This is a genomic window from Paraburkholderia sp. GAS38 (genome assembly GCF_050434965.1).
Taxonomy (GTDB): Bacteria; Pseudomonadota; Gammaproteobacteria; order Burkholderiales; family Burkholderiaceae; genus Paraburkholderia; species Paraburkholderia phenazinium_A.
The window spans coordinates 166,334-181,507 of sequence record NZ_JBNDJO010000016.1 but is presented as its reverse complement, the minus strand read 5'-3'; the positions used below and the strand labels follow the sequence as shown (position 1 = coordinate 181,507).

The 15,174-nt window shown below is 61.8% G+C and carries 11 protein-coding genes; 4 read left to right on the top strand and 7 right to left on the bottom strand.

The genetic code is table 11. The features are described from left to right. The first annotated feature begins 35 nt into the window (after positions 1-35). Both P3T42_RS30855 and P3T42_RS30850 read left to right on the top strand, forming a co-directional pair. Positions 36-770, top strand: coding sequence for a TadE/TadG family type IV pilus assembly protein (locus P3T42_RS30855; protein ID WP_429308179.1), 735 nt, complete (start codon positions 36-38; stop codon positions 768-770). A gap of 116 nt (positions 771-886) precedes the next feature. Continuing rightward, positions 887-1,642, top strand: a complete 756-nt coding sequence (locus P3T42_RS30850) for a lytic transglycosylase domain-containing protein (protein WP_429308178.1) — start codon at positions 887-889, stop codon at positions 1,640-1,642. 34 nt (positions 1,643-1,676) lie between these two features. On the opposite strand, the gene P3T42_RS30845 is transcribed toward P3T42_RS30850, so the two are convergent. The 5 genes from P3T42_RS30845 to P3T42_RS30825 form a co-directional block, all read right to left on the bottom strand. Beyond that, positions 1,677-2,393 carry an Hpt domain-containing protein gene (locus P3T42_RS30845; RefSeq protein WP_429308177.1) on the bottom strand — a complete coding sequence of 239 codons (717 nt, stop codon included), beginning with the start codon at positions 2,391-2,393 and terminating at the stop codon, positions 1,677-1,679. A gap of 2 nt (positions 2,394-2,395) precedes the next feature. Beyond that, entirely contained in the window at positions 2,396-3,034 is a 639-nt protein-coding gene (locus P3T42_RS30840) for a response regulator (protein ID WP_429308176.1), read from the bottom strand. 28 nt (positions 3,035-3,062) lie between these two features. After that, positions 3,063-4,124 carry an OmpA family protein gene (locus tag P3T42_RS30835; protein WP_429308175.1) on the bottom strand — a complete coding sequence of 354 codons (1,062 nt, stop codon included), beginning with the start codon at positions 4,122-4,124 and terminating at the stop codon, positions 3,063-3,065. A 446-nt stretch (positions 4,125-4,570) separates the two neighbouring features. Next, on the bottom strand, positions 4,571-8,485 hold the full coding sequence (locus P3T42_RS30830) for a DUF748 domain-containing protein (protein ID WP_429308174.1): 3,915 nt from the start codon (positions 8,483-8,485) through the stop codon (positions 4,571-4,573). 278 nt (positions 8,486-8,763) lie between these two features. Continuing rightward, positions 8,764-10,179 carry a DUF1254 domain-containing protein gene (locus tag P3T42_RS30825; RefSeq protein WP_429308173.1) on the bottom strand — a complete coding sequence of 472 codons (1,416 nt, stop codon included), beginning with the start codon at positions 10,177-10,179 and terminating at the stop codon, positions 8,764-8,766. 204 nt (positions 10,180-10,383) lie between these two features. Here P3T42_RS30825 and P3T42_RS30820 point away from each other — a divergent pair, with 204 nt between their 5' ends. Both P3T42_RS30820 and P3T42_RS30815 read left to right on the top strand, forming a co-directional pair. After that, complete coding sequence (locus tag P3T42_RS30820; protein ID WP_074294059.1) at positions 10,384-11,025, top strand: FMN-binding negative transcriptional regulator; 642 nt, start codon at positions 10,384-10,386, stop codon at positions 11,023-11,025. 157 nt (positions 11,026-11,182) lie between these two features. After that, positions 11,183-13,483, top strand: a complete 2,301-nt coding sequence (locus P3T42_RS30815; protein ID WP_429308172.1) for a heavy metal translocating P-type ATPase — start codon at positions 11,183-11,185, stop codon at positions 13,481-13,483. Here the strand turns inward: P3T42_RS30815 and P3T42_RS30810 are convergent. Together P3T42_RS30810 and P3T42_RS30805 are read right to left on the bottom strand one after the other, a co-directional pair. After that, on the bottom strand, positions 13,476-14,783 hold the full coding sequence (locus P3T42_RS30810; RefSeq protein ID WP_429308171.1) for a type II toxin-antitoxin system HipA family toxin: 1,308 nt from the start codon (positions 14,781-14,783) through the stop codon (positions 13,476-13,478). The two genes, P3T42_RS30815 and P3T42_RS30810, sit on opposite strands and share 8 nt — an antisense overlap. After that, entirely contained in the window at positions 14,764-15,105 is a 342-nt protein-coding gene (locus P3T42_RS30805; RefSeq protein WP_074294056.1) for a helix-turn-helix domain-containing protein, read from the bottom strand. The genes P3T42_RS30810 and P3T42_RS30805 overlap by 20 nt, the downstream gene beginning before the upstream one ends. Between the last annotated feature and the right edge of the window lie 69 nt (positions 15,106-15,174).

Sequence of the window (15,174 nt, the reverse complement as noted above, 5' to 3'; positions counted from 1 at the left end):
GCGGCGCTCGCAGAATCAGGCAATCGGGGCAGTCGATGGTGGAGTTCATCATCATCGCTCCGGTGTTGCTGTTCGTCTGTTTCGCCACCGTACAATTCGTGCTGTTGTATCAGGCCAAGTCGACGCTCGATGTCGCGGTGCTGGAAGCCGCTCGGGAAGGCGCGGTAAACAACGGTTCGATGAAAGCCATGCGAGCGGGTCTCGCTCGCGGCCTTGCGCCGATCTATGCGCGCCACGCCGATGCGGACGGCGTCAACGCTGCCCTTGCTGCCGCGCAGTCCGACGCGAGCAACTTCGCCACGATTACGGTCGTCAGTCCCACCTCGGCAGCGATCCGGGACTTTTCGCAGCCTCGCTTCTATCCCGATCAAGGTGTAACGTACAGTGAAATCCCCAACGATTCGCTAATGTATCGCGACTCAGCCACAGTGGGACCGACCTCTCACATTAATATTCAGGACGCGAATCTTCTCAAGATTCACGTGCACTACTGTTACAACATGTATGTGCCACTCGCGAATAAGGTGATTTACTACGCCGTCAACGTGATCGGGAGCATCGGCACGATGGGTATCCTGACACGCGAACCGGCTGATCAGGATCCTTATGGTGCGCCTAAGCACGGTGACTCGTTGTGCAAGGTACCCTTGGCACAAGGTATCGCGACAGACCGCTGGCCGCTTTCACTGGATTCTGAAACGATGGTCCGCATGCAATCGCCATTGAGAAGTTCGGCTGTGAACGATTCTCCAAATCCTACGGGTTCCTAATGGTTATGGGGCTGGAAAGTTTGCTGCACAGTTCTTGCTTCGTCGCGCCAAAGCGGTGTCGCGTAATGCGCCTCGATCTGACACCGAAAGCACGACAGTATCGATGCTTACGTTCAATGCTGATCGCCGGCATGGTGTGCTCACCCATCCACGTACAAGCCGCCGGCTCGTCCGGTCACCATGACCGACAGTCGGCTGGCGTTGTGATGATGGTGGGGGGCATGACGAATCCGGACGACAATGCGCCGCTCTCGCAAACTCAACAGACTGTCGCTCCCGTTACCTCCCCCTCGCAGTCTGATGAAGCGAGCCGCCTATCGGTGATCATCGAGTCCGGTCGATCGCTTCCGAATTCGCCGGCAACGCCCACGCCATCTACCGTATCGCGAGTCATGGCGCTCGCACCCATGGTCGACGAAATCGCGCGCACCGCTGGGATGGACAGTGCGTTGTTGCTCGCCGTGATCGATGTCGAATCGGGTGGCAATCCACTCGCGATGTCGCCCAAAGGCGCTGCCGGCCTTATGCAACTGATGCCGGACACTGGCGCTCGGCACGGCGCATCAAACCTTTTCGATCCACGTCAAAACATTTCTGCGGGGGCGCACTACCTGCGCCAGTTGATGCAACAGTTCGGTGATCTGCAACTGGCGCTGGCGGCCTACAATGCAGGCGAGGGTGCTGTACAGAAGTACGGAGGTCAGATACCGCCGTACGCGGAGACAATGAACTATGTCCCTCGTGTGATGGGACGCTATCTGCACTATCGCAACACGGGGGATTCGATGAGGGGGATCGTTTCAGGCGGTGCGGCGGATGCAATCCAGGGGCGCTTTCTGGTAGTCCGGCAAAACGGTACGACGAGCGACTGAGAAATGTATGTTGCAGCCGGTGGAATCGCAACGCTTATGCTGCGTCTAGCAGTTGCTGCAGCGAAACATCCAGACTGTTGAGCGTGTTGGCGATAACCTGCAAGATTGCACGTGCCAGTGCAGCTTGATGGGTGCACGCCGCCTCTTCAAGTCGAGACAATAAGGCAAGCAGGCCCATGCAATCAAGCATGCGTGCAGACCCGGCCATCCGGTGTGCGCCACTCCCCACGGTACCCCACGAGCTCGTGCTGAATGCTTCTAGCAATTCGGCCAACGTGGATCTGTTCGTGTCGATCAACAGGCGGAGAAAGTGGCGCGCAACCGCATTATCGTCGCACGTCAGTTCGCGGATCCTGGCGTGCAGCGACTCCCGTTCGCGTACCGAGATGGCGACATACCTGCAGGCCGCCAATGCCTCAACGAGCGAACATTCATCAACTGGAAGTGCCAGCACCGCGTGGAATCCGGCCGCCGCCGTGCGCGCATCAGACGACGTCACAGCAATACGCAGTACCTCTGCGGGCAACGCAGTCCCGCTCGGTGTGGAAGGGCCTTCAAATTTTCCCGACGAAAGATACGTCAGGATCAGGCCAACGCGCCGTGGCTCAACGGGGGCCTCCGCTGTATTTGTAACCGGGGTAAAGCCCAAGCGGATGAGCGTTGTTTTGATATCGCTTGACTGCACCAAAGCTACATCAGCGCCTGTTATCCATGCACAGTTCACGCTCTCCTCCTTAAGAGAAGCAGACATTGCTAAGTCGATGCGATTCGGCAACGACGCGCAAAATCGATCAGGTCAACGAGCGACTTGACGCGCAGCTTCTTCATAACGCGAGTCTTGTGACTACTGACCGTTTTATTACTGATGAAAAGCGCGTCCCCAATCGCCTTATTTGACATTCCTTTCGACAGCATTTGCAGGATCATCAACTCTTTATCGGAGAGCAGCTTGAGGCTTTCTTCTTCTTGGTCAGCGGATATAGACGAACCTGCTCCGGCACCGCCAACATTCATCGGAAATACGGTATAGCCAGCCAGCACTGCTTCGACCCCGCGCATGATCTCCTTCATTTCCTGCGACTTGGCGACAAAACCCTGCGCCCCTGAACGCATGGCGCGTGGGGCGAAGGCCGAGGGATCCTGGCCTGATAGCACCAGAACGCGGACACCAGCGTGAGCCAGCTTCAGACGCGGAATGACTTCGAGTCCGTTGATACGCGGGATGTCGAGATCGAGAATGACGAGATCCGGCAAGTGCAGCCGGGCTAACTCGACAGCCGCCTGCCCATTCTCGGCCTCGAAGACATCAGATACGCCGAGGAGCTGCACAATATGCGTCTTGGTAACAAGCCTAAACGCGGGGTGGTCGTCCACGATCATAATGGTGGTCATTCTGATGTTCTCCTAAACATATATCGAATCACTCGCTACCACGAACAAAATCGATTTCAACACGCCGGTTTGGCGCGAGACATTGCACCAGTGCACTGCGGTCCTTCTGATCACATTCCACCACTGGTTTGGTTTTGCCCATCCCTGTAACGGTGATCGGCACCGTCACACCGCGTTTGACCAGATATGCCTTCACCGTCAGTGCGCGTTGAAGTGAAAGATTCTGGTTGTACGCATCGCTGCCGAGACGATCTGTGTAACCGCTGATGTTGAGTTGCCGGATACCCTTCACTTTTTGCAATCCAGCCGCTACCGCGTTGAGTTGGTTCTTGCCGTTCGGCAATAAAGCGGCGAGGTCGCTGCCATTGAAGCGGAAGGCCGAATCAGCTCTTAACGTGATGTCCGGTGCGGGTGTGTGCGTCGGCGCGGTGGGTGTCGGAATGTTTGGCTGGGCGCACTGCAAGCCCGCCTCCGCCGCCTTGCGTAAGTTGCCCTGAATACCGGGTAACGCCTTCTCAGCAGCAGAGAAATCATGCCTCCACGCGTAGTGTCCGGCCAGCATAAGTTCGACTTCGGCACAGGCCAGCGGCACTTGTGCCTCCGGACACCGTGCGGTGGCTGGATCGCTCTTGATGACATTAACGATCTTCCATAAATCCGGACGTACGGTCGACACCGTGCGCAGTTCCGGATTCGCGGCGGACAGCGACGCATCGTTCTCCAAACCGAAGGTGATCATCGCAGCCTGCCCGATCGCCTCCTCGACGAAGCCCCACTGATCATGGGCGCGCCACTCCGTTTGCGCGGCGTCGATCCAGCATTGCGCTTTCGCATGGAAATAGGTGTTCTGGCCGACAGGCAATTTGTCGAGCCGCTGTTGCAGCGCTGCAAGCGCCTCGCCACCGCTCGCGATCGGAGCGTAGGTACTCAACCATTGCGGCGTAACTGCGCCGGAGGCGGTATCTTGCGCCGCGCCAATGCCAGTCTTCAATAAGGTGGGATCTTCGATGCCCAGTCGGTCACGTTGGGCCTGATTCGCACAGCCGGCTAAGACCAGCGCGCACGCCACCATCGTTTGCTGAAATTTCATCTCTTCCCTGCGTTAAAACGCATTCTCGCTGTAAGAGCCGAGAGTATGGGGAGAGGCGTCCAGGACTGGAATGGGAAAATTCTTAGAGTGGTATCAAAATGGTTGTCGATGTGACCGGCACCGCATACGGCAAAGCTCGTGAACGAGCGCAGCGCGAAGGACGTCGCGCTCCCGGCATTTTTCGTTTCGGAACATTCCTAGAGTCCAGCCACCCGATCAAACAGGATAATCGGCGATCGATAGCAATCGCGTTACCGCCGGCGTGTTCCACACGCCCCGCAGAATGTCATGGCCGCTTGCCTGGCCGTTCAACTCTTCACGCAGGCACAGCGCGGTAACTGGGACGACGTGCTGGCACGCGTCGTGACCGCCTTGCGGCAGCGGTTCTCCACGTAGCGGGTAAGGCGCAGAGCGCGACACGCGAGCATCGTAAGCACCCTCCCCCTTCACTTCAACCCAAAATCCACCCGCGTCGTCGCGCCCTTATCTTTGATACCTTGCGCATCGAGCTTCGGCGCGACGATGAACACCCGGCTGCTGTCGATCTTGCCGTCAAAGTATTGCTGCACACTCTGTGCACGCTGCTGCGCCAGCTCACGCAAACTGGCATCGTCGACAGGCGCGTGTTCCGCCAGCGCGCTCTTCATCTCATCGGCGGGTAGCGATTTCGTCAGCCCCACGAAATTGCGCGGTTTCTTGAAATCGGCATCTTTATAAGCCTTGGCCAGGTACTTGTCGTACTCCTTGGGATCGACGTTGACCGTCGAGAGATCGACGCTCGCGCCATTGCCCACCACGTCCTTGACCTTCTCCTGCTTGACCAGCTTTTCGACGTATGCCGTGCGCAAAGCAGGCGTATCGACAGCCGGATCGACGCGCCCGATCAGATCGATGCGAATCGACGCCTTGTCGGCCAACGCCTTGGCGATGGTATCGAGCTTCTGATTGTCGGCATCCGACAGTTTTGCCGACCCTGCGTCGAACTCAACGTAGCCCATCTCCTCGCTGTTGCCGCCGAACGCGTTCGCCAGCAACGAGAATGGCGCCGTCACGGCCTTCTCCAACAGATTCAGCACCGCATGCCAGATCAGCCCGCCAATGCTGAACTCCGGATTCGACAGCGAACCCGACACCGGAATGTTCACGTCAATTTCGCCCTTCGAATTCTTCAGCAGCGAAATCGCGAAACGCACCGGCAGTTTGGTCGCCGTGTCGTTGTCCACGTGATCGCCGAACGTCAACTGATCGATGAAGATGTGGTTGTTCGCGGTCAGTTGGTCGTTATCCAGCTTGTAGTGCAGATCGACGTTGAGCTTGCCCTTCGTGATCGGATAGCCCGCGTACTTCGCCGAGTACGGCGTGAGGTTGGTCAGTTCGATGTCATGGGCGCTCGCCGTCAGGTCAAGCGCTGGCTTGGCAATCAGCGGGTTGACCGATCCACGGATCGACAGCGGTCCATTCGCGGCGAGCTTGGCGGCCACGTCCACCGGCGCGGAGGTCGTCGATTGTGTGCCGAACGCGCCAATGGTCCCCTGAATGCCGACCAGGTTAGCCGTGAAGTTCGGCTTGATGAAGTTATCGGTGTAGGTCACGCGGCCTTGCTGCAGCACCAGTTGGCCGAAGTGCAGTTTCACCGGAGCAGACGGAGGCGCAGCAGCGGAGGCCGTGCTCGCCTTCGCGGAAGCGCCTGAAGCAGAGGCTGCAGCAGACGGTGCAGAAGCGGCCACAGGCGCGGAGGCCTCAGCAATGGCAACAGGAGGCACCGCATCAGCAGCCGAGCCCGGCACGACCGCGGCAGCGCCGGCAGCACTGCCAGTCCCCGGCGTCAGCGGCACCGGTTCCGTGGTGCTCTTGCTGCGCGTGAGCGACTGCTTGGAGTCGCCCTCATGGGCGACCACGTCCGTGAGGTTCAGCTTGCCCTGCGGGTCCAGCAGCACGCGGCCGTAGAAGTTCGAAAAGGTGACGCGTGCAGCGTCGACATCCGTGCCGTGTTCGTCATAGTTCGCCTTCAGGTTCGTCAGGGCGAGCGATCCCCATCCTGCAAACGAGTCGGACGTCACCTTGTCGAGCATGCGCACGTCGACGAGCGCCACGTTACCGCGATACGACGCCTTGAACGCCTTCGACACCTGGGACGCCGCCAGATCGCCGTTCATGTTCAGCAGCGCGCTTGCAATCGTCGCATTGAGCTTGCCGCCGAAGTACGGTTCGAACGCCGCCGCGTCGAGCCGGTTGGCGTCCACTTTCAGGGCGAGCTTGAGCGGCGTGGCCGTGACGTCGCCCTTTACGCCCAACGTGCCCTTGCGATTCAGCGTCGCTTGCAGATCGATGGGCAGGGGCTTGCTCAGATCGTCGCTGATCTGCTGCACTTTCAACTGCAGCGGGGTGATGTTGAGTTTGACGGGACGCGGCGTTGTGTTATCCGTGAAGTTGGCTGTCGCGTCCTTCAGGTTCAGTTCGCCGATCTTGTAGTGCCAGGCCGGCCCCTGTTCCTCGGCCTTCTTGACTGCATGGATCGCCGTGCGTTGCTGCGCTTCCTGGTGGGGTCCGGCAAGCGCGGCGAGATCGATGCTGCCGTCCTTCAGACGCTGTGCATTGATCACGAGGCCTGTGGCGTCGACGCCGGTGATGTCCGCATTACGGCCCGAGACGTCGACCGCCTTCACGCTCACCTGGCCTTGCGCAAGCGCGACAACCGGCTCCTTGTTGCCGCGCGCCGCCAGCTTCAACGATTGCAGGTCCAGTTGACTCTCGCCTACCTGAATGTCCGGCGGCGATTTCGACCAGTTCGCGCTGACGTTGGCCGTCGCGGAGAGTGCACCGTCGGTCACCTGGGCAGCGGTCATGCTGTCGAGATACGGCTGCAACATCGGCAGCGACAACGTCTTGAGGTCGAGCTTCGAATCGGCGCTCTTTGCCACCAGACCGAGCGAACCCGCTGCATCGAGCGAGCCGGGGTTGTCCTTGAATTGCGTGCTCACCGTGTAGTGAGCGGGTGCCGGGGCAATCGTCGAGAAGTCCGCGAGCGAGACCGCCAGGCCCTTCAAACCCAACGCAACGGGCCTCGCCGCCGCGTCGTCCTGAACGTTGATGGTCCCGTCATTGAGCGCGAAGCGTTTGATTGCCAGGTCGAGCGGCGCCGGAGCCTTCGCCGCTGTGCCGGTTGCGGCCGATGCCCCCTCCGGCGCACTTGCCGCGCCCGCCGCACTCGCACTACTCGCGGCGGACGAAGCCTCGCTTGCCGATGCCGCTGCAGTGGGCTGCGCCGTTGCACTCGTCGCCGCAGGCGCTGCCGCCGGCGCAAACGTGCGCTCCACACTCAGCACACCGTCCTTGTCGCGCGCCAGATTGACGGTGGGCGTATCAAGCAGGATCTCGTCGAAGTGATACACGCTCTTCAGCGGCTCGAGCGTCGCCGCCGCGACATGCAACGCGTGCGCAGCAAAGAACGGCTGCTTGTTCTCGTCGAGCACGTCGATATCGTTCAGATCGACGGTCCCCGTCACGCGCAGCGACGGCGCGTCGTCGGACACGACGAAATTGAGCTTCAGGTCGGTCGACAGCTTGCCCGTCTGCACCGTCACCGGCAGTTTCGCCGGCGCGTACGACAGGATCTGCGGCACATTGAGCCCGTCGAAACGCAGCGACACTTCCGACTCACGCGAAGCAGCAAACGGCTTGGTCTTGCCGTCGATCGCGAGCGGGCTGCCGTCGATGCGCGCGCGCAACAGCGGCTCGACGAAGATATCGGTCTTCGACGGCAGCGTGGCGATAAACGGAATGCCGAGCTTCCACTGATCGATCACGTGCTTCACGCCGAGCAAACGGTCGTCGAAGGTAATCTGGCCGTTCTCGAGACGGATGTTCGACACCGAAAACAGCGTCGGCTTGCTATCCGGTTTGGACGGCTGCCTGGCGAACTTCTCGATCAGGTCCGTGAAATTGAAGCGCTGCGCGTCATAGCGAATGATGTTGAAACGCGGCGAATCGAGCTGCACCTCATCGACGATCGGCGCGCCGCGGAACAGCGAGCTCCACGACGGCTTCACGATCAGCCGCGAAATATCGACGAAGTCGCCCTGGCCGCCGCGCTCGCCGACATGAATGCGATCCGCTTCGAGCCTGAGCGTATAGGGATTGAGCGCGATGCGGCCAATGGTGGCGGGCCGGTCGAGCTGCTTGCTGAGTTGTTGCTCGGCAATATGGCGAATCAGCGGCGGCGCCGCGAAAAAGCCGAGCAAACCGAATACGACGAGGAAGATCAGCAGGCCGATCACAACACGTCGCGTACGACGAGCCTGCGCGACACCGCGCACGGCCTGCAGGGAAGATGCCAGGGTTGCTTTATTGAGGCTTGCCATGCTCGGTCATGGGTGATGCGGCGGCAAGCCCGCCGCGATAACTAAAGTCTTGCCTCGGGCAAGTATATGTCTTGAGGCGTGTACGGGATAGGAATGTAAGCGGAAAGCAAACAATCACCCGACGCGCATGAACAGAGTGTGAAACGAGCAAAGGTGGCGCGTTTTGTGACGCTCGCTGCAACGCCGCGAACCCGCGTTGCGGATTCGGAAACAATCGCCTTGCGGGCCTTTGCGCCCGCAACGGTGTGCGTCGCATTCGCGCGACGCACACTCCGTCACTATTGGCGCACGACCGCCGGCGGCTGCCAGGTGCCATCCGTGGCTTGCGGCTTCGGTGCATACAGGCGCAGCACAAGCTGCAGGTCGGTGCGCGGCGCCGGCAGCCAGTTAGCGGCCCGCACCCGCACCGACGACACCACCACGTCAAGCGAGCCGTCGCGATTGCGGTGCGCACCGTTGCGATCGCCCACCGCCAGCCGCGCCGGCGCACTTTCGCCGAGCGCGCCTTCCTTCGTATAAGCGGTGATGGACCAGAAGCCGCGTACCGGCGGCAACTGGTTCGGCGCGAAGTGGATCACATAGCGGTTCGCACCGTTCAGCGCATGGCCGTCGCTATCCAGCGTCAAGGTGGCGCGCACTTCGTCGTCTTTTGTGCCGATGCCCGGCTGCGCGTACGCCGCATAGGCACGCAGCGCGTAGTCCGGGCCGTAGTTACCGACACCGTCGCCGAACCAGCTCCAGCCATTGACGCTCAGCAGATTGGGCGGCGGCGTCACCACCCGCTCGCGGCCATCGCTGAGGCCCGACGTAATCGCGTCGCTGGCGTCGGGCAGTTTGACCGGCTCGCCCGGTTTCACGCCGAGGTCGGCGAGGAACTTGAGCGCGTGCGGATCGTCTGGCACCGGCGGGTTGTCCTGCATGCCCTCCGCCAGCCGGCTAAAGAAGCCGCCCGCGTCGAGCGCAGCGACCTGCGCAGCCGGCGAGCCGGATGCCGCCAACGCCGCAGCGGCCGCGGCATTGCCGCCCGGCGCGATCGCCGAGCGCGCATCGCTCGCGTAGGCACTCAGCGGCACGAGGCGAATGCCGCGTTGCAGTTTGCGGACCAAGGTCATGTCACGCCCGGCGTTCGACTGAATTCGCACCGTCACCCACGCGTTGCGGGTCGGTACGTCGATGCGTTTAACATTTTTCGGCAAATCGCCCTGCCAGCCGGGACCGACGAAGGCAATCGCCTGTTCCTTGATACCGTTGGCACGCGGCCCCGTTTGCGCGCTGGTCGACCAGACCACGTTGGTCCACATGTCGAGCGCACGCGCGTCAACATAACGGCCGTGCGAATCGGGCAGCGCGAGGATAACCGGCTCCGCGCCCAGATCGAGCCAGGCGCTCGAATCGAGCGTATCGAGACTCGGCGTGGGCGGATTGGCCAAGCCGACCGGCGGCAACGCCTGCGCGTGACGCAAGGTATTGAGCGGCGCCTGGCCCGGATCGGTGCCGACGGCGGCGTCGCGCGCCGCTTCCATCAGCACGAGCGGGTAGCCGAACACATAGGAATCGGCCACCTCGTCCTTGATCCAGCCGGTGGGCTTGGGCGCGTCGACGGGGGTCGAGGCACAGCCGGCGAGGAATGTGAGCCCTGCGAGCGACGCGCAGGTCCAATGAAGCGAAAACAGTTCTCGGCGAGTTTTTATCATTCGTTCAGGTGGCAGAACGTTCGGTCCAGGAAGATGCGTCGGTCAGCTGCGGCTGTGCGCACGTGGCTCCCAAGCCCCCGCGAACGCGCCGCGTATCTCGCTCCCGACAACAACGGGTTGTATCGTATCCTTGACAGCTAGCAAGCGCAAAGGCACAAACGCACCTTTCGCACCACTCGCCGCCCTCTCGCCCTGGAGCGCCCCATGTACGTCCCTGCACATTTCGAAGAGAACCGTCCCGAAGTTCTTCATCAGTTGATCGTCGACCAGTCGTTCGGCACGCTCGTCACCACCGGTCCCAACGGCCTCGACGCGAATCATTTGCCGTTTGAATTCGCTGCGGACGAGGGTCCGCACGGCACGTTGCGGGCCCATGTGGCGCGAGCCAATCCGGTCTGGCAGGAAGTGGCCGAGCGGCCCGACACGCTGGTGATTTTCCAGGGGCCGGCCGCCTATATTTCGCCCACCTGGTATCCCAGCAAGCATGAGGCGCACCGCCAGGTGCCGACTTACAACTACATGGTGGTGCATGCGCACGGCAAGATCGTCGTGCACGACGACGAAACGTTCTTGCGCGGCCTCGTCGCGCGGCTTACCCGCAAGATGGAGGCGAATGAGCCGAAGCCGTGGAAGATGGGTGACGCGCCAGCCGACTATATCTCGCAGATGCTAGGGGCCATTGTCGGCATCGAGATTGAGGTGACGCGGCTGGTCGGCAAATGGAAGCTCAGCCAGAACAAGGAGGCTCGCGACCGCCGCGGCGCAGCGGAAGGGTTGCTGGCTGGCGGCAGCGAAGTCCAGGAGGCTGTCGCCGAGGCCATGTTGAATGCGCCGCCGGCGTTTTGAAGGGCGTCACGAACGTTTCACGCGTTCTGGCCCTGGTCTGGGTCCGGATGATTCGGGTTCTATCATCGGGCGCTGCATGAGTCCTTGACCTTCCCATCATGGGAAGGTGAATACTGGACTCATGACGCGGCCCCATGCCGCCCGAGCCCCTATCACCATGACCGATCTTTCTACTCCCGAACCCCTCGCGCAGACAAGCGCCGAACTCGATATCAGCGGCATGACCTGCGCGTCGTGCGCCATGCGGGTCGAAAAGGCACTGGCGAAGCTGCCCGGCGTCGCCAGCGTGTCCGTCAATCTTGCGACCGAGAAGGCCACCGTCAATCTCAGCGATCCCGCCACCGGCATCGATGCGCTTGTTGCCGCGGTGACCAAAGCGGGTTATCAGGCAACGCCGATCGTCGAAGAAGCCGCTCCGGACGCCGCGCCTTCCGTCGCGCAGCGCGCCCAGCAGCTCACCCGCCGCGAACTCGCGGCGGTCGTGGTGTGCGCGCTGCTGACGCTGCCGCTTATGTTGCCGATGATCAGCGAAGGCTTCGGCGGCGCTTTCGGCTCGCACGGCATGAACACGCTCGTCCCGCCATGGCTGCAGTTCGGACTCGCCACGCTCGTGCAAGTGGTCTTCGGTGCACGCTTCTACAAGGCGGCCTACCGTGCGGTGCGGGCCGGCGCGGGCAATATGGACCTGCTGGTCGCGCTCGGCACCTCGGCCGCGTACGGCATCAGCGTCTACGAGCTCATCGTGCATCCGGGCGAGCAGATGCACCTGTACTTCGAGGCATCGGCGGTCGTGATTACGCTGGTGCGCTTCGGCAAGTGGCTCGAAGCGCGCGCCAAACGCCAGACCACGGATGCGATCCGCGCGCTGAACGCGCTGCGGCCCGAGCGCGCGCGCATTCGCGTCGGCAGCGAGGAACACGAGTTGCCGCTGGCGCAGGTGCGGGTCGGCATGATCGTGGTTGTGCGGCCCGGCGAGCGGCTGCCGGTGGATGGCGTGATACTCGAAGGGCGCACTCACATCGATGAATCGCTGATTACCGGCGAGAGCCTGCCCGTGCCCAAGCAAGCGGACGATCCGGTCACGGCCGGTTCGATCAACGGCGAAGGCGCGATCGCCGTCACGACGAAAGCGGTCGGTGCGGAGACCACGCTCGCGCGAATCATTCGGCTTGTCGAAACGGCGCAGGCCGAGAAGGCGCCGATTCAGCGGCTGGTCGACCGGGTGAGCGAAATTTTTGTGCCGGCAATTCTGGTGATCGCTCTGCTCACGCTGGCAGGCTGGCTAATCGCCGGGGCCGGCGGCGAAACCGCGATCCTCAACGCGGTCGCCGTGCTGGTGATCGCCTGCCCTTGCGCGCTCGGCCTGGCGACGCCCGCAGCAATCATGGCGGGCACCGGTGTCGCTGCGCGCCACGGGGTGTTGATCAAGGACGCCGAGGCGCTGGAAATCGCCCATCGCGTCAACCTCGTTGCCTTCGATAAAACCGGCACGCTCACCGTGGGGCAACCGTCACTGACGGCTTTCGAGCCGATCGGGATCGAGCGGGGTGCGGCGCTGGCGCTTGCCGCGGCCGTGCAGCGGCAGAGCGATCATCCGCTCGCGCGGGCGGTGGTGAAGGCGTATGAAGAGGCAGCGCGGGCAATGGACGATGACGAGGCCACGACGGCCTCCAAGGCCCGTGCCGTACCAGGACGTGGTGTCGAAGCCGAGATCGACGGCCGCACCCTCGCGATAGGCAGCACCCGCTGGCTAAACGAACTGGGCATCGCGCTGCCTCCTGCGCTCGCAAGCCGCGCGCAACAACTCGAAAGCGCCGGCAATACAGTCTCGTGGCTGATGCGCGTGGGGAACGGCGCAAGCGGCAACGTCACCCCGCCCGCCGCGCTCGCATTGCTTGCCTTCGGCGACACCGTCAAGCCGACTGCGCGCGCCGCGATCGAGCGCCTCAAACAGATGGGCATCCGCAGCGTTCTCGTGACTGGCGACAACCACGGCAGCGCGGCCAGTGTCGCGGCGGCGCTCGGTATCGACGAATTCCATGCCCAGGTGCTGCCGGAAGACAAAGCCCGGGTGATCCGCGATTTGAAGATCCGCACCGCCGGCATTGTCGCGATGGCGGGTGACGGCATCAACGACGCCCCCGCGCTCGCCGCCGCCGACCTGGGCATCGCCATGGCAACTGGCACCGACGTCGCGATGCACGCGGCCGGCATCACGTTGATGCGCGGCGACCCCGCACTCGTGGCCGACGCCATCGACATCTCACGCCGCACGTGGCGCAAGATCCAGCAGAACCTGTTCTGGGCGTTCGTCTACAACCTGATCGGCATTCCGCTCGCCGCCTTCGGTCTGCTGAATCCGATGCTGGCGGGCGCGGCGATGGCGTTTTCGAGCGTCAGTGTCGTAACCAATGCGCTGTTGTTGCGCACCTGGCGTGGGGCGAAGGGGACTAACTGAGGAGCGCGAGTCCGATGTCCTTCGGATTACGGAAAGCACTCGCCACCTTGTCGCATTCGCTTTGCGGAACCCCAAATTCGTCGAAATAGGTTCGCCATTCCCGCACAACGCTCGCGATCTCGTTGATGTAAGCCACCGCGTCGTTGGCCCGAATGCCAAACTGGCCGGCGGCGGAGGACGCGTTGTCGAGCGTTGCCAGTCGGCCTTTCCGGCCGACGCCAAGAACGAGATACCGCTGTGAGGCGACCTGAGGTTTCGGCACCACGTCATACAGGTCGCTCAACCTCCAACCGCCGCGCGCACCCTCCCAAACAAAGGCATGGTTGCGCAAATGATCGTCGTCGTTAGAGACAAGGATGTTGAACACCATTCGCCGGAACAGTTCGACCTTGTCGTGCGCAACAAAGCCGCTGGCGCCATGAGTGTTTAGGACCTCAGCGAGGTCGGCATACTGCGCCCTGGTCGTATCGTTCTCATGCAACTGGAGCATCGTCAAGGCGCTGACGATATGACGGCGAGCGAACACGCCCGTCGCCAACGGCACCCGGTCAAATCGCTCGATCAGCATGACATCACGCCCATCGGCAAGTTGTACCATCGCAAGTTCCGGCACACGCAGGCCACATTGGCGCGCTAGCTCCAACGTAGCGCGTTCGATCAGAGGCACGTTGAAGCCGTCGTTGAGCGCCGGAAACTTCGCCAGCCATTGCCGCCCCTTGTCCAACAGAACCGCCTTGGGGCGCGCGCCGCCGAACGTTGCGCCGACAGTAAAGTAAGCCTCCAGATTCCGGGGCACAGGCCTGCCCTCTTGAATCATTGCTGAAGCATCGAGCAGATATTTGAGGTCCTTCGCGCCCGGCAGCTTGCCGGTTTCGGCTTTCGCCGTGGGCGAATCGCGGAAGTCGAGCGCTCCCGTCCTGTGCGGCCCTGCGTGCATAAGATAGTCGGTTTCCGGCAGCGAATTCGGTACGGCCTGGACCATGTTTTCGATCACGCGCCGCCCCCACGAGTCGGGGGCCGCATCCCGTATCGCGCCGAAGAGGGCGAGCTGCGCCGGCGGCTCGAATGTCACCGGCTTGCCTGTTCTGTTTGCTGCGACAAGCGACAGTCCCTCTGGATCGACCGAAATCGCGTTCTTGCGCTCGCGGTAACGGTTGCCGTAAACGAAGGTCGAGCGAACCGGCCTGATGCCCTGCTCGTAAACGGTGAGCAAGCCAGCGGGGACGGCTTCACTATCACCCTCGAGCCAAATAAATACGGTTTTCGTCCAGTCCTTCGTGTCAGAAGTCGTAGGGGTCATGCTTCGTATCGCTCCTGCGAGGCCGCTTGCGTGCCTCGGCCTTTCGTTTCGACTCGCCTATGACGTCGGCCTGCAAATTCGACAAGGGCTCGAGAAGCCCAAGCAAACCGGCACGCTCCAACGCCTGAAGCCACGCCAGAAAATTCACGGATACGTCGCCCTTCTCTATCCGAACAAGGGTGCTCGGACTGATGTTTGCTCGCTCGGAAAAGTCTTGCCGACTCATGTTGCGGGCAATGCGGGCAGCAGAAATCGCCGCACCCAGCGCCTCGGAGCGTCGGCTCAGATCCGACGAGACAAATTCCTTGTTCTGGCGTCGCATGGGTCTATATTGACAAATGAGATGACTTATTAGATCAACATAGACCAAATTTTACAAATTCTCAAGGGA

Bases quoted from the DNA above. Each gene is read 5' to 3' on its own strand.
- P3T42_RS30840 (WP_429308176.1), bottom strand. From the start codon at position 3,034: ATGACCACCATTATGATCGTGGACGACCACCCCGCGTTTAGGCTTGTT.
- P3T42_RS30850 (WP_429308178.1), top strand. From the start codon at position 887: ATGCTGATCGCCGGCATGGTGTGCTCACCCATCCACGTACAAGCCGCC.
- P3T42_RS30855 (WP_429308179.1), top strand. From the start codon at position 36: ATGGTGGAGTTCATCATCATCGCTCCGGTGTTGCTGTTCGTCTGTTTC.
- P3T42_RS30835 (WP_429308175.1), bottom strand. From the start codon at position 4,124: ATGAAATTTCAGCAAACGATGGTGGCGTGCGCGCTGGTCTTAGCCGGC.
- P3T42_RS30815 (WP_429308172.1), top strand. From the start codon at position 11,183: ATGACCGATCTTTCTACTCCCGAACCCCTCGCGCAGACAAGCGCCGAA.
- P3T42_RS30825 (WP_429308173.1), bottom strand. From the start codon at position 10,179: ATGATAAAAACTCGCCGAGAACTGTTTTCGCTTCATTGGACCTGCGCG.
- P3T42_RS30805 (WP_074294056.1), bottom strand. From the start codon at position 15,105: ATGCGACGCCAGAACAAGGAATTTGTCTCGTCGGATCTGAGCCGACGC.
- P3T42_RS30820 (WP_074294059.1), top strand. From the start codon at position 10,384: ATGTACGTCCCTGCACATTTCGAAGAGAACCGTCCCGAAGTTCTTCAT.
- P3T42_RS30830 (WP_429308174.1), bottom strand. From the start codon at position 8,485: ATGGCAAGCCTCAATAAAGCAACCCTGGCATCTTCCCTGCAGGCCGTG.
- P3T42_RS30845 (WP_429308177.1), bottom strand. From the start codon at position 2,393: ATGTCTGCTTCTCTTAAGGAGGAGAGCGTGAACTGTGCATGGATAACA.
- P3T42_RS30810 (WP_429308171.1), bottom strand. From the start codon at position 14,783: ATGACCCCTACGACTTCTGACACGAAGGACTGGACGAAAACCGTATTT.